Below are 13,487 nucleotides of genomic sequence, written 5' to 3'. Positions count from 1 at the left end.
ATAGGCCCACCCTACGAGCTGCAAGGCGGAGCGGACGTAGGGTGGGCGTGTCGCCCACCGTCGTAACGTTCAAACTTTGCGCCGACGTCCAAGCTTGCGCCGGTGGGCCATAGGCCCACCCTACGAGCTGCAAGGCTCGCCCCCTACGCCTCGCGCAAGGCCGTGGTCACCGGCATCCGCGCGGCGCGCAGGGCGGGCAGCAGGCCGCCGAAGAAGCCCACCGCCAGGGCCAGGATCATGCCGCGCATGACCAGGGCCGGGGTGACCTGGAAATTGAATACCAGCTGGGTAAAGGTGCTATTGCCCAGGGTCGAGACGGACATGCCGTTGAAGAACACATAGGCCACCAGGGCACCGATCAGGCCGCCGCAGACTGCCAGCAACATCGATTCGGCCAGTACCGAACTGACCACCGGCAGTGGGCCAAACCCGATCGCGCGCAGGGTGGCGATTTCCCGCGTGCGGCCGGATACCGAGGCATACATGGTGTTAAGGGCGGCAAAGATCGCGCCCAGGCCCATGATGATCGCCACCGCGCCGCCGAGAATGCGCACGCCGCCGCTGGCGCTGCCGGTTTGCGCGCTGTAGTAATCGCTTTGTCGCTGAGCATCGACGCTGAGTCGCGGGTCGGCCTTCAAGGCCGCATCGAAGGCGGCCAGACTGTCTTCCGACTCCAGACCGACCAGGGTCACCGACAGGCTGCTGCCGCGCGACCAGGCGGTTTGCGCGGTGGCCAGATCGGTGAAGATCTCGCTGTCGAAGGCATCGCCACTCTCGAAGATGCCGACCACCGTCCAGTCGGCGCCGCGCAGCCGCACCACATTGCCAACCTCAAGGCCGCTGAATTGCTCGGCCGCGCCCTTGCCAACCAGCAGTTCCTGCAGACCCGGGGTGTACTGTCGACCTTCGATGATCTTCAGCTTGGGCCGCAAGGTGAGGCCGGCGGCGCCGATGCCACGCAGGGTGATATTGGCGCCCAGCGTGCTGCCCTTCTTTGGCAGCTCGGCAATCACGATGATCTCGCCCGAGGTGACCGGCTCGCCTTCGGCATTCTTGCGCACGCCCGGCGCCTGACCGATGATCTCGTAAGTCTCACGACTCATCGAGCTGTTAAGTTCGGCCTGCGAGCCGCCGCGCATGACCAGGGCGTTGTCGCGCTCGCCGCTGGCCTGCAGGGTCGAATCGATACCGCCGGCCATGGCAAACAGGGCGGTGAACACCCCGACCACGCCAGCGATACCGACCACGATCACCAGTGAGGCGCCGACCCGCTCCGGGATGGTCTTCAGATTGAGCAGGATGACTTGGAAGATCTGCATCAACATGGCTCGATTCTCCTTAACGGCCAGCCAGCGCATCAACAATGCGGATGCGGCCGGCCTTCAACGCCGGTGGCAGGCCCACCGCCAGCGCCAGTACGAACATCGCCAGCAAGGCCTGCATCCACACCGTTTCATTGGCCCGCACGGCGCCAAAGAAGCCCGGTGCAGCCTGCGCCAGCCCGGTAATCATCAGCGCTGCCAGGCCCATGCCGATCAGGCCGCCCAGCATGCACAGGAACAGTGCCTCAACCAGCACCAGGGCGGTCACCTTGGCATCGCTGAAACCCAGTGTTTTGAGCACCGCGAGTTCCGGAATGCGCTCGCGTACCGCCTGTGCCATGGTGTTGCCGGTCAGTAGAAGGATGGTGAAGAACACCGCCATCAGGATCAGCTGCACGATCAGGCCGATATCGCCGATCTGGGCGAAGAAGCCCTTGTTGAAGTCCTTCTCGCTTTGAGTCTTGGTTTCGTTTGGCGAATTCAAGAAGCGGGCATCGATCGCCTGGGCCACGGCATTGGCCTGATCGACATCATCCAGCAGCACGGTGAAGGTGCCGGCCATCGGACCGAACTGATTGGCTTCGTTGAAGTAGGCCGAGTGGATGTAGACCCCTTGAGTCTGCGCCTGCCAGGCCTGATCGATGCCGTCGTAGATGCCGACGATATCGAAGCTCCAGGCCATCGAGCCGTCCTTCTGCGGAAAGATATTCGACTTCAGCGGCAGCTTCTGGCCGACCTTGAAGCCATATTGCTCGGCCACCTTGCGGCCGACAATGGCACCGGTGCGGGTGGTTTCGAAGGCCTTCCATTCCTCATCGCTCAGCACCCACTCTGGATACACCACGCGCAGCCGCGCCGGATCGGTGGCAAAGGTGAACACCTGCTGGTTCTCGCCGTACATGCCGCCGAACCATTGATCATGGTTGATCGCCTTAACACCGGGAATCGACTCGATCTCCGGCAGCATGCTCATCGGTAGCGACTGGGTGAACGACACCCGCGATTGCACGATCAGCCGCGAGGCACCGACAAAATCGGCGCCGGCGGTGAAGAACACGCCCAGTGCCTGCAGCAGGCCAAACAGCAGAAAGGCGCTGATCAGTGAGAGCAGGGTGAGGATGGCGCGGGTCTTCTTGCGCCAAAGGCTGGCCCAAACAAGTCGGAAGTAGCGCATGCTCGCCTCCTTACTCGCCGGCGCCGTTCAACAGGGTGCCCTTGTCCAGGTGCACGGTGCGATTGGCAAACTCGGCGGCTTTCGGATCGTGGGTAACCATGACGATGGTCTTGCCGTGCTCGCGGTTCAGCCGCTGCAGCAGGGTCAGAATCTCGTCGGCCGTGCTGCGGTCGAGATCGCCGGTCGGTTCATCGCAGACCAGCAGGGTTGGATCGGACACCAGGGCGCGGGCAATCGCTACACGCTGCTCCTGGCCGCCGGAGAGTTCGCGTGGCTTGTGGCCGGCGCGATCCTTCAGGCCGACGATTTCCAGCGCCAGCCGCGCTCGCTGCAGGCGTTCGCTGCCACTCATCTTGTGCAGCAGCAGGGGCAACTCAACATTGCGTTCCGCGTTCAGTACCGGCAGCAGGTTGTAGAACTGAAACACGAAGCCGACATGGCGCGCTCGCCAGCGCGACAGCTCGCCGCTGCCCAACTGATCGATGCGCTGGCCATCGATTCGAATCTCACCGCCGTTGGGCTGGTCAAGCCCGCCGATCAGATTCAGCAAGGTGGTCTTGCCCGAGCCTGAGGGGCCCATCAGGGCGACGAAATCACCTTTCGGAATCTCCAGGGTGATGCCGTGCAGCACTTCTACCTTCTGCTTGCCGCGGACATAGTGCTTGACGACATTGTTGATCTTGATCAGCGCTTCGGACATGGCGGGCACTCTTGGATGGGGGACAGTGCGAGATTGCAAAGGTGGAACGATGAGCTACTGGGCGGTGCTGACCGGCGAGCCATCGATCAGCTCTGGCGGCGGATCGATCACCACGGTCTGTCCGGCGCTCAGCCCGGCGGTGACATTGCGAAAGCCGCCCAGGGTGGCTGCGGCCTGCACCTCGCGCAGTGCCGCACGGCCATTCTCGATCACGAAGACTCGCGTTTGGCCATTCGCCTCCAGCAGTGCCGAGGTCGGCACCAGCACGCCGCTGAGCTGGGTCGGCGCCGGTGCGCTGTCATCGCGCGGCTCGAGAAAGCGCACCCGCACGCCCATCTCCGGCACGATACGGGCGTCATCGGAGGCCAGTGATACGCGAACGCGCACCGTGGCCTTGCTGCGATCGGCGGTGGGAATCACCGCGATCACATTGCCGGGAATCTTCCAGTCGGGGTAGGCGTTGAGGGTCGCCTCAATGGCCATGTCCTGCTGCACACGACCGATAAAGGCCTCATTGACATCGACTTCCACTTCCAGTGAGTCCATGTCGACGATGGTGCCAATGCCGGTGCGGGTAAAGCCGCCGCCAGCGCTGACCGGGGAGATCATTTCACCCGGCTGAGCCGCTTTGGCGATCACTACGCCGGCAAACGGCGCGCGCACCACAGTGTCATCGACCGCTACTTGCGACAGCGCCAGAGCTTGCTCGGCGACCTCGATCTGGCGTCGCTGACTGATCAGCCGCGCAGCCAGGGTATCGGCCGCGGCCTGGGCGGCGTCCAGCTGTGCGGCCGTGCCGAGCCGGCGCTGATGCAGTTCCTGCTGTCGGGTGAGATCGGCCCGGGCCTGACGCAGGCCGGCCTCAATCTCGGCCTGCTGCGATCGCGCGCTGGCCAGCTGCGCTGCCGACAAGGCCAGCTGGGAGCGGGCCTGGGTGTCGTCCAGGGTGGCCAGCACCTGGCCTTCCTCGACCCGCATGCCCTCCTCGATCAACACACTGACCACCTTGCCAGTGATCTTCGACGACACCGTGGCCTGGCGTCGCGCCACCACATAGCCGGAGGCATCCAGCACCGAGCTGGCCACGGGTGCCCGCGCTGCTTCCTGGGCCTTTGCCGTGCTTACCAATACCGCTGGCGCAGTGCGACCAAACAGCCACCAGGCGCCGCCGCCCAGGGCGATGATCAGCAGTACCGCCCACCACGGCACGCCGCCGCGCGGGGGCGCTGCGTCATGACGGGCTTCGCGTTCGATGCGCAGTTGTCCTAACAGATCGGGTTGGTTCATTGCCGTTTCGTGTGCTCGGTGACCGGGGCATGATACGAGTCTCGATCCAGAGTGGCTCAATTTGTGACGCTGGGTAAGTGACAGTTGTCACTTTGTTGTGGCCAAGAAGAGTTTCGAGCAGCGCGTCGAACAGGGGGCATTCGCTCCGAGGTCCACCGCCGGGCTGGTCGTTGCTGCACTTCTCCAGGGCCTCGGAGTTGCCGACCGGGTTAACCAGTCCTCGCCCCACGGAAGGGCTGAACAAGCCACCGAACGATCGTTGCGTTAAGAACTCATTAACCTGCCCGCCGCCGGTCGACCCGCCTCAAGTCAGACAGGTTCCCTGGCCTGGGCGAAGTATCAAATTCAGATACCGCCGGCGTCGGCTGCGTTCTACCTCGGTGATTTCTGTTGCGGCATCGCGCCGGCCACGCAGAAAGTGGTGTCAACACACGGGCGGGAGTGCCGCTATGCAAGACCATCCACAGCACGACTCCGAGCGACAGAACACACTGACCAGCCCCACAGGGCCAGCACCAGAGCATACCGTTCCGCTGAACGAAGGTACCCGCTCGGCGGTGGAAGATCAGGTTGAGCGATTCATTGCCGGATTATTGAACGAAGACCTGCATAGCGAAGCGTTTCGCGGACGACTGGACAGCGCTTTCGCCCTGGGGCGCGAGGAGATCGCCCTGGCCACTACCCTGATGCAGGGTCGCATGTTGCAGCAGGATTTTGTCGGCATCGAAGATGGGCCGGTATTCCAGGCTATTCAGGACATGCGCGAGCAGCTCGACCGGCTGAACCCCGGACGGCAGGGTGACCTGTCGCAGCCGCACCGGCTGTTGGGCTTGCTGCCCTTTGGTACCCGCCTGCAGCGCTACTTTCGTCGCTTTCAGGCCGCGGCCGTCCAGCTGAACACGGCGATGCAGCAGCTGTACGCTGCCCGCGATGACATGCAGCGCGATCTGCTTGAGCTGGAGACGACGCGAGCTCGGTTGTGGGAGCTGATGCAGAAGCTCCAGGCGGCGATGCATTTTGCCGAGACCCTGGATGCCCGGCTTGAGCATCGGGTGCAAGCCCTGCAATCCAGCGACAGACAACGCAGTCGTGCGCTGGAACAGGAGGTGTTGTACCCGGTGCGGCAGAACCTGCAAGACATGTTGGTGCAGCAGGCGGTGTGTGTGAATGGATACCTGGCGCTGGAGCTGCTGAAGAAAACTGCGCGTGAAATGATCAACGGCTGCAACCGCGTGGCCACCACCGGCATCAGCGCGCTGGCGGTCGCCCAGACCGTCGCCCGCGCCAGCGGCAACCAGATCCGGGTCATGAACACCCTGGAGCAGTTGAACGGCAGCATCGAGCAGCTGGTGGCACAAAGCGGTCAGCAACTAGGCCAGCACATCGAACGCAGCGCGGCCTTTGGGCAGCAGCCGATGCTCGGTATGGAAGCCCTCAACTCCATGTTTGAGCAAACCTTTGCCGCCATGGATGCATTGGACGAATTCCGCAGCAGCGCGATCGAAAGCATGCGCCAGAACAACGCGAACCTGCGTGCTCAGCTTGAACAGGCCGAGCGCCACGTGCAGCGGCAACAAAATCTGCGCCAGGAAGCTGAGTGGCGCCAGGCGCTGGCCGGGCCGGTGGCGGTGTGATGAAGCCTGGAAACTGAAACGAACTGCAGCCCTTCGCAGCGGGCCGGAGAGACCGATGCCTACCTATCCGATGGAGAATCAGCATGACCACGCACTATGTAGTTCAACGCGACACGTCCTCCTGGCGCATCCAGGTCTGGCTGTCTTTCGGCATCGCCACGCTGGCCAGCGCGATCGGCGTGCTGCAGCTGCCGAGCGAACAACTCGACCGCGCCTTTCTCGCCATCGGCTTCTTCTTCTGTCTGTTCGCCAGCTTCTCCCTGGCCAAGATGGTGCGCGACAACCGCGATGAACAGGTCGATACCGCGGCCTGGGTAATGCTGGTCTGGGCCGCCTTCGCTGCGGCCGTGGCACTCACCGCCTGGGGCCTGTGGCGGATGAGCATTTCCAGCTGGCAGAAGGGCTATATGGCGGTCAGTTGGCTATTTCTGGTCAGCAGCACGTTCACCCTGGCCAAGATGATCCGCGACGAGCACGAAGCCGGCCTGGTTGAGCGCAGCAATGGCAGCGCAGGTTCCGCGCTGGAACCGGGTGTGCTGTAGGTCATCGGCCATGCAGCGTGGAACTCCTCGCTATGTGGTGGCCCAAGGCCCGGTGAGTCGACGTCTGCAGCGCCGGCCGCAGGCGCCGCCGATCGACGGACCACAGGTACAACGGCGCGCGCTCAAGGCCCGAGCCCGCTATCAACTGGGTGCGCCACTGCAAGGCCAGTTGGGCCGGGCCCGCTGGCCGCAGCGCCACCCGCTGGGGACGCTGATCCTTCCCGCATCGTCATGCGTGTGCCTGCTGGGCGCAGGATGGCCACTGGCGAGCGGACTTACCTTGCTTGGTCTGCTCTGGCTGTGGCGAATCCGCAGCAGGATATCGGCATCGAAAGAGCGGGCTCGGACTGAGCGCTACGCCTGGCTCGACAGCGAGCTACTGCAGCGCCTGGATCGTCTGCTGCAGCGTACGGCGGCCGAGCTGCAGCCGCGACACGCTCAACGTCTGCGCGAAATCAAACAATCCGTCGTTGAGCTGCTGCATCGATATGTCAGGGCACCGGACGAAGGATCGCTCAGCATGGAAGACCGCTGCTACGTGACAGAAGCGCTGCGACGCTACCTGCCCGATTCCTTGTCCGCCTATCTGGCCATCCCCCGAGCCGAGCGAGGGAGCGCCATCGCAGGCTGCAAGGAATCGGCCGACGAGCTGTTGAATCAGCAGCTCGACCTGATTGCGCAGCAGCTGCAGCGGTGCTTGCAACAGAACGGGAGCGGCGCGCAGCAGGCCCTGCTGCGCCAGCAGCGCTTCCTTTCCAGCAAGGCGGTACGCCGGGATTCGAACTGAATGGCCTACCCGTGTGTCATGCGGAAGTCTGGTCGACCTGTAAGTCTCCGATCATTGGCTCAATGGCCCCAGGGCCGCAGCCGTTCGACTTCATCCACGCCGAGCCGCAGCGTTCGTTTTGCTGCGTACGCGAGCACTCTGCTCTGCAACGCTACAGCCTGTTCGGGCATAGCGTCGGCGGCGGCATGGCGATCGCCTGCGCTGAGCGCTGGTGGCGGAATCCGCTCAGGCCTGGGTTGAGCCACGCACCCTGGACGGCGTGCGCGCGGCCAAACAGATGCTTGCCCCGGCCAATCAGGTCGATCGGCTGCGCAAATACCACGGTGACTAGCTGAACGTCGGATCGGAGGTTCGCACAGCCAGCCTTGGCGGACCCAGCATGCGCCAAACGCTCTTTCGTCCCGCCGACTTATTGGCTAAGGTCGCGATCGATGCCCCCGAGCGAGCGCACCCTTGAACATGCCGTTGGTCTACACGTTCTGGATCACACTGTCGGCCACCCTGGCCATCGCCGGCCATTACCTCGCCCTCGACTGGCTGCACTGGATCTTCAAGCCGGCGACGACCCTGCTGATCGCTGTCTGGGCATGGCGGGCCCAGACCGTGGAGCGCGGCTACCAGCGGGTCATTCTGATTGGCTTGTTGCTGTCCTGCCTGGGCGATGTGTTCCTGATGCTGCCTGGTGACTGGTTTCTGCACGGCCTGGTCAGCTTCTTGCTGGCGCATGTCGGCTATCTGTTTGCCTTCCGACTGCGCGCACCCTGGGTTGGTCATCTTTGGCCTTTCTTGCTCTATGCATTGATCGCTGCGCCGATCGTTTGGATCCTGTGGCCCTATCTGCCCAGCCTGCTGCGCGCGCCGGTGCTGCTGTATGTCGCGGCATTGGCCGCCATGGCGGCGCAGGCGACGGCGGTCTGGTGGCGCCGTCGTGATCGGCTCACGGCGCTGGCGGCGATCGGTGGCGCCAGCTTCGTGTTATCCGACGCGATCCTGGCCTGGAATCGCTTCGTTGACCCATTCGAGGCTGGCCGCTTGGCCAATCTGCTTAGCTATTGGTTGGCGCAGTGGTTGATTGCGCTTTCGGTGGCTACCTCGGTCCGCTCACGCTGAACAGACGGTAGCGCCGACCCAGCCGTCAAGGTCGTAGTCCGATAGGCAATCCGCAGATGGACTCATCACGCGCAGCGACCTAGCAGGCTGCTGAGACTCATTTCAGCAGCCTGTTAGGGCCGGCACGAATCCGAACGCAGGCGGGTGCTGAGCACAGCGAAGCCGAGCACTCCACGCCAAGGCCGTGGGGACGTTGTATCAGCGACAACTTTCACGAAACGCATCAAGCTCAATATTCTTCTTCAGCCAATCGAAATTCATCGCATTGGCCTGCGGGCAGAAACTGCTGCTGGGCAGATGATACTCAACACCGAATACTGCCTTGCCGGCGTCAATAAACGGCGTCAGCAATTCGCATTCGTCATATTCGAAGCATTGCTCGTTCAGCGCCCAATCGAAATCGTTGACCAAGGCCTCGACCTGATCGAGGTCGTTCTTCAGTCCGACCGACAGCCCGCGTGCATGTGCCTGTTGCGCCAGCCAGCGGTTGTAGGCCAACTGGTCAGCGGCGCTGAGCGGAAAACCGCTGCTATTGCTGTAACCATCGACGTTGTCGGGCTCGACGCCGAAGCAGCCCTTGCTGACCGCCAGATCGAGGCGCGCGCCCATGATCGGCCCGAGTACATCGAGCTGACGAATATCCAGCCATAGCTCATCGCTGAACGGGGGGTCGAGCTGGCTACCCTTGACCCCGGCCGGAAAGGCATCGGCATCCGGTCGGTAGGATTCCCAGCTGCCGGCGCTGAAGTAGCAGATCACCTTGCGTCCGGCGGCTTTCAATTGGTTGATGCTGGCCTGCGAGGTTTCCACCAGGTCGACGTCGTACATGTCAACGTCAAAGCCGGTATCGAGCGTGCCGCTGAGCTGCCATTGCCAGGAGGTGCCGGGTGGCAGAACCAGGTCGGCCAGGCAATCTGAGTCGTTCGACTCAAAGCCGTTCCTGAACACGCAGTTTGCCTGACTGGCCGTGCTGACCAATAGGCCGAGCAGTCCGAATGAGACGAGGCGAAGCATCGCCGGGCCCAATCAGTGGCGCTTGCGCCCGCGCAGACTGTACACCAGGGGCACGTCCTGACCCAGGTGCTGCAGATAGAACCGACCCGGTTCGCGCTCCTGCATGCCCTTGAAGCAGTTGTAAGGGCTGAACGGGTACTCCCGCATGGCTTCAATCTCGATGCCTTGTTCGATCAGGGCCGAGGTCACCGCGCTGATCGGATGCGACCAGACTGCCGATCGGGTCTGCGCCTGCTGGCCATTCTCGGTGTAACTGTCACCTTCCTCGATGTCCGGTTCATTGCGGGTGAAGTAGGAGTAGCCGCTGATCAGGTCATAGATCGGGTGAAATTCGACCATATAGAAGCAACCGCCGCTGGCCAGATTGCGACTTACCACCTCGGCCCAGGCGCGGATATCGGGCAGCCAGCAGACCGCCCCGTAGGAGGTAAAGACGATGTCGAACGGTTCGGCATCGCCGCGATCAAAGTCCAGTACATTGCTGCAGACGAAGCCCGCGTTAAGACCGGTGCGCGCGGCCAGCTCACGCGCCCTGGCGATAGCCACCGGCGACAGATCCACGCCAGTGGCCTTGGCACCTAGCCGAGCCCAGCTCAGAGTATCGAGGCCGAAATGGCACTGCAGATGCAACAACCGGCGGCCGGCAACATCGCTGAGTTCGGCCCGTTCGATCTCACGCAGAGAACTGTTGCCGGCCAGAAAGCCCTCTACGTCGTAGAACTTCGAACCGAAGTGCACTTCGGCGCGTCGATCCCAGGCGGACTGGTTCATGGCGAAATAGTCTTGTTGCGGCGCGCTGTTCATGTCCAGGCTCGGCTGGGGGATGGGGGCAGGAAGGATAGCAATTCAGCTCCGTCCACGACCATAACAAGTGGTTTGTGGATATACATTCCGGGCGCAAGCCTCGAGGCCCTGGCTGATTCACCCAGAGTCATTCCGGGCTTAGCCCCCGCTCCCCAACCCCTACCCAGGAACCTCGCTATGCGAGGCCCCTGGGCAGGCAAAGATCGGCTCCCTAACCCCACCCCGGCCCTCTCCGAACATCGGGGAGGGCCGGGGCACCACGAGTCAACGCCGCAACGTATCGATTCCCAAACGCCGCACCTCGCTCCCCTCTCCCCTGGCGGGAGAGGGGTTGGGGGAGAGGGGGCGAAATGGCGAAGGGCTTGAGCCGACTCTCCCCAACCTCACTCCGTGAGGAGAGAGGGGCTCATTCGTCACGACTCGAGAGATCCGCAACCCGGCGCGGCGGGATTCGGGGCGCTGCATGCTCCAACCTCGCAACGTCTCGATTAGCCGTTGCGTTGGCTGAGCTCGTCGAAGTCGACAAGCTCAGGGCGCGCCACGACTTTGCGGTGACCAAGCCGTGGAAGGGGGCACCGACATCCTGCCGAGCCTCTGCACGAGTCAACGCCGCAACGTATCGATTCCCCAACGCCGCACCTCGCTCCCCTCTCCCCTGGCGGGAGAGGGGCTGGGGGAGAGGGGGCGAAATGGCGAAGGGCTTGAGCCGACTCTCCCCAACCTCACTCCGTGAGGAGAGAGGGGCTTATTCGTCACGACTCGAGAGATCTGCAACCCGGCGCGGCGGGATTCGGGGCGCTGCATGCTCCAACCTCGCAACGTCTCGATTAGCCGTTGCGTTGGCTGAGCTCGTCGAAGTCGACAAGCTCAGGGCGCGCTACGGCTTTGCGCTGGGCCAGCGATCTGCGACCGATACCTGTCACTCAGGCCGATATCGCGACCGATGCAGCGGCCGAGCCCAGTGCTAAGCTGGCCCCACCCCACCTGAGCTCATGCGACCATGATCCGTCCCCTGCGAGCTGCCGTTGACCGCGTCCGCCTGCGCAAGCAGCCGATCCCACTGCGACTGGCACTGGCCGAGCGCATCGATCAGCTCAATCCGGCGCATTGGGATGCAGTCACCGAGCATCGCGGACTGCTTTGTTCGCGCGCCTATCACCGGATGCTGGAGCGAGTGCGGCCGGCCAATCTCGATCCGCGCTATGCCATGGTGTATCGCGACGAGCGGCCGATCGCGGCGCTAAGCTTTCAGTGGCTGGCGATCAGCGGCGACCGCCTGCGGCGCGAACAGCCTGCCAGTGGCCTGCGCAAGGCCACCAGCAAGCTGACCCAGTCGATGATCGAGCGGGTGTCGGCGCGGGTGTTGATGATCGGTAACCAGCTCAGCTATGGCAGCCACGGCATCAGCATCGTGCCGCAGGAGCAGGCTGCCCAGGACGTGTGGCACGCCATAGCCGAGGCCGCCTACCGGATTCGCCGCGCCGAAAAGCACAGCGGCAGCACCGACTTCATCCTGATCAAGGATCTGCTGCAGGGCGAGTTGCAGCAAAGTCGCATTCTGCATGATCTGGGCTATCGGGCCTTGGCCACCGAGCCCAATATGGTGTTAAAGCTGTCGCCGCGCTGGACCTGCTACGAAGACTACCTCACCGCGCTCAGTGCCAAGTACCGCAAGAATGTGCGTTCGCGGGTGCTGAAACCGGTCGAACAGGCCGGAATTGTCGTCGAGCATGCGACCGATGTGGAATCGATCAAGCAGCGCGTACAGGCGTTGTATCTGGCGGTGCATGACAATGCCGATATCCGCCCGGTGACCCTGAACGCCGATTACTGGCCTGCGCTTGCGGCGGTCGGAGGCGAGCGCGTTCGCTTTGCCGTGTTGCGCCGCGATAGCGAGCTGCTCGGCTTTGTGGTCACCCTGCTCGATGATGCCGATACCGCCATCGGCTACCACATCGGCTTTGATCGTGAGGCCGCCCTGCAGTACCCGCTGTACCTGCGTCTGCTGCAACAGACCATTGAAGACAGCATTGCGCTGACGGCAAAGTCGCTGTCGCTTGGTCGTACGGCGCTGGAGCCCAAGGCCGTGCTCGGCGCCAAGCCCGAGCCCCTCAACATATGGGTTCGGCATCGACAGCCGGTACTGAACAAGCTGTTGCGCGGCGTTATCGGCAGCATCGAGCATGACGAAGCACCGGAGCGCAACCCGTTCTCGGCCACGGCGGTGATTGAAGATTGAGCGTTGCTGTCGGCAGCAGGGCCGGCAGCGCATAGTTCACCAAGCAGACTGCTTAACTACTCATTTAAGCAGTCTTCTACGACCACAGATACTTCTCTTCTTCAGCCTGCAGTTCCGCCGGAAGCTTGCCCCACTGCTCACGTGCGCGTTGAAACATTACCCGCATGGTGTAGCCGCCGCGACGCATGCCACCGGGCAGTTCCACCACCCAATCGACGATATCCGACAGCGGATGACGCTGCTGGCGCTCTATACGCCCTGAGTGGCTGACCGGTGGCGTGCTGTACAGCACCTCGACCTGATCGTCCTCGATCAACTTCACTTCAGCCCAGATGAACTCGGTCTCACCCGAATTGCTGTCGAAAGGCAGCTTGACGCTGCCGGCCCTGGGGTGTTCATCCAGCAGGCGCCGGAACTGACCCAGCCCGGCCCGTGCCTGGGCGATCGCCTCGGTCATCAAGGGATCATCCTGATCGATCGCCAGTGGTGCAATCGCTGGACGATTGCGTGCCACCAGCCACCAATAAAGCAGCAGGCTGACCAGCAGCACCAGCACGGCAGTAGTCAAGAGCATTCTGTTGTTCCAGGTGTTTGCCTTTCCATTGTTGAGCGATTGGCCGGCGAAGACAACCGAGGCCAATCCATGCCGATCGCAGCAATCACCGCCGTTCGCACCGATGCTCAGCTCGCCTGCGGACCCCCTAGCCCGGATATTTCATGAGGTCGCGCCGAAAGATCTGGCGATTCCAAACGGGGCGAGAGTTTCGACCGATGGTGTTGAGATAACAGAGTGTTGGCGATCTTTCGGCGCTGGCACGGCCCTCATTCGGCCGCTGCGCGGCTACGCAGGGCATTCGCCCTGAGGTCCTTTGCG

At 63.0% G+C, this 13,487-nt stretch carries 12 protein-coding genes; 5 read left to right on the top strand and 7 right to left on the bottom strand.

Annotated elements, in window-relative coordinates:
• Positions 1-143: 143 nt before the first annotated feature.
• Genes IFO71_RS20365 through IFO71_RS20350 form a run of 4 tightly spaced genes read right to left on the bottom strand, consistent with a single transcriptional unit; the run spans position 144 to position 4,483 of the window.
• Complete coding sequence (locus IFO71_RS20365; protein ID WP_192031528.1) at positions 144-1,325, bottom strand: ABC transporter permease; 1,182 nt, start codon at positions 1,323-1,325, stop codon at positions 144-146.
• Positions 1,326-1,338: 13 nt separating this feature from the next.
• Positions 1,339-2,496 (bottom strand): ABC transporter permease, encoded by a 1,158-nt coding sequence (locus tag IFO71_RS20360; protein WP_192031527.1) that lies wholly within the window; start codon positions 2,494-2,496, stop codon positions 1,339-1,341.
• Positions 2,497-2,506: 10 nt separating this feature from the next.
• Entirely contained in the window at positions 2,507-3,196 is a 690-nt protein-coding gene (locus IFO71_RS20355; RefSeq protein ID WP_192031526.1) for an ABC transporter ATP-binding protein, read from the bottom strand.
• 54 nt (positions 3,197-3,250) lie between these two features.
• The gene (locus IFO71_RS20350) at positions 3,251-4,483 is read right to left on the bottom strand and encodes an efflux RND transporter periplasmic adaptor subunit (protein ID WP_192031525.1); all 1,233 of its coding nucleotides are present in this window, start codon (positions 4,481-4,483) and stop codon (positions 3,251-3,253) included.
• Positions 4,484-4,932: 449 nt separating this feature from the next.
• Here IFO71_RS20350 and IFO71_RS20345 point away from each other — a divergent pair, with 449 nt between their 5' ends.
• The 4 genes from IFO71_RS20345 to IFO71_RS20330 all read left to right on the top strand — a co-directional run bounded on the left by IFO71_RS20345 (position 4,933) and on the right by IFO71_RS20330 (position 8,556).
• Positions 4,933-6,117 (top strand): toxic anion resistance protein, encoded by a 1,185-nt coding sequence (locus IFO71_RS20345; protein ID WP_192031524.1) that lies wholly within the window; start codon positions 4,933-4,935, stop codon positions 6,115-6,117.
• Positions 6,118-6,200: 83 nt separating this feature from the next.
• Positions 6,201-6,659 carry a YiaA/YiaB family inner membrane protein gene (locus tag IFO71_RS20340; protein WP_192031523.1) on the top strand — a complete coding sequence of 153 codons (459 nt, stop codon included), beginning with the start codon at positions 6,201-6,203 and terminating at the stop codon, positions 6,657-6,659.
• Positions 6,619-7,446, top strand: coding sequence for a hypothetical protein (locus IFO71_RS20335; protein ID WP_225444822.1), 828 nt, complete (start codon positions 6,619-6,621; stop codon positions 7,444-7,446). The genes IFO71_RS20340 and IFO71_RS20335 overlap by 41 nt, the downstream gene beginning before the upstream one ends.
• A gap of 459 nt (positions 7,447-7,905) precedes the next feature.
• The gene (locus IFO71_RS20330) at positions 7,906-8,556 is read left to right on the top strand and encodes a lysoplasmalogenase (RefSeq protein ID WP_192031529.1); all 651 of its coding nucleotides are present in this window, start codon (positions 7,906-7,908) and stop codon (positions 8,554-8,556) included.
• 198 nt (positions 8,557-8,754) lie between these two features.
• Here the strand turns inward: IFO71_RS20330 and IFO71_RS20325 are convergent, their stop codons facing one another.
• Positions 8,755-9,570 carry an endo alpha-1,4 polygalactosaminidase gene (locus IFO71_RS20325; protein WP_192031521.1) on the bottom strand — a complete coding sequence of 272 codons (816 nt, stop codon included), beginning with the start codon at positions 9,568-9,570 and terminating at the stop codon, positions 8,755-8,757.
• A 12-nt stretch (positions 9,571-9,582) separates the two neighbouring features.
• A complete protein-coding gene (locus IFO71_RS20320; RefSeq protein WP_192031520.1) occupies positions 9,583-10,374 on the bottom strand; it encodes a class I SAM-dependent methyltransferase in 792 nt (263 codons plus the stop codon).
• A 1,000-nt stretch (positions 10,375-11,374) separates the two neighbouring features.
• Between IFO71_RS20320 and IFO71_RS20315 the strand changes: the two genes are divergently transcribed.
• Positions 11,375-12,613: a GNAT family N-acetyltransferase gene (locus tag IFO71_RS20315; RefSeq protein WP_192031519.1), complete on the top strand. Its 1,239-nt coding sequence runs from the start codon at positions 11,375-11,377 to the stop codon at positions 12,611-12,613.
• A gap of 76 nt (positions 12,614-12,689) precedes the next feature.
• Here the strand turns inward: IFO71_RS20315 and IFO71_RS20310 are convergent, their stop codons facing one another.
• Positions 12,690-13,187, bottom strand: a complete 498-nt coding sequence (locus IFO71_RS20310) for a DUF2314 domain-containing protein (protein ID WP_192031518.1) — start codon at positions 13,185-13,187, stop codon at positions 12,690-12,692.
• Between the last annotated feature and the right edge of the window lie 300 nt (positions 13,188-13,487).

Origin of the sequence: Pseudomarimonas arenosa (assembly GCF_014841215.1) — a bacterium.
Lineage (GTDB): Bacteria > Pseudomonadota > Gammaproteobacteria > Xanthomonadales > Xanthomonadaceae > Pseudomarimonas > Pseudomarimonas arenosa.
This window is presented reverse-complemented; position numbering and strand designations above follow the sequence as displayed.

Bases quoted from the DNA above. Each gene is read 5' to 3' on its own strand.
- IFO71_RS20365 (WP_192031528.1), bottom strand. From the start codon at position 1,325: ATGTTGATGCAGATCTTCCAAGTCATCCTGCTCAATCTGAAGACCATC.
- IFO71_RS20360 (WP_192031527.1), bottom strand. From the start codon at position 2,496: ATGCGCTACTTCCGACTTGTTTGGGCCAGCCTTTGGCGCAAGAAGACC.
- IFO71_RS20355 (WP_192031526.1), bottom strand. From the start codon at position 3,196: ATGTCCGAAGCGCTGATCAAGATCAACAATGTCGTCAAGCACTATGTC.
- IFO71_RS20350 (WP_192031525.1), bottom strand. From the start codon at position 4,483: ATGAACCAACCCGATCTGTTAGGACAACTGCGCATCGAACGCGAAGCC.
- IFO71_RS20345 (WP_192031524.1), top strand. From the start codon at position 4,933: ATGCAAGACCATCCACAGCACGACTCCGAGCGACAGAACACACTGACC.
- IFO71_RS20340 (WP_192031523.1), top strand. From the start codon at position 6,201: ATGACCACGCACTATGTAGTTCAACGCGACACGTCCTCCTGGCGCATC.
- IFO71_RS20335 (WP_225444822.1), top strand. From the start codon at position 6,619: ATGGCAGCGCAGGTTCCGCGCTGGAACCGGGTGTGCTGTAGGTCATCG.
- IFO71_RS20330 (WP_192031529.1), top strand. From the start codon at position 7,906: ATGCCGTTGGTCTACACGTTCTGGATCACACTGTCGGCCACCCTGGCC.
- IFO71_RS20325 (WP_192031521.1), bottom strand. From the start codon at position 9,570: ATGCTTCGCCTCGTCTCATTCGGACTGCTCGGCCTATTGGTCAGCACG.
- IFO71_RS20320 (WP_192031520.1), bottom strand. From the start codon at position 10,374: ATGAACAGCGCGCCGCAACAAGACTATTTCGCCATGAACCAGTCCGCC.
- IFO71_RS20315 (WP_192031519.1), top strand. From the start codon at position 11,375: ATGATCCGTCCCCTGCGAGCTGCCGTTGACCGCGTCCGCCTGCGCAAG.
- IFO71_RS20310 (WP_192031518.1), bottom strand. From the start codon at position 13,187: ATGCTCTTGACTACTGCCGTGCTGGTGCTGCTGGTCAGCCTGCTGCTT.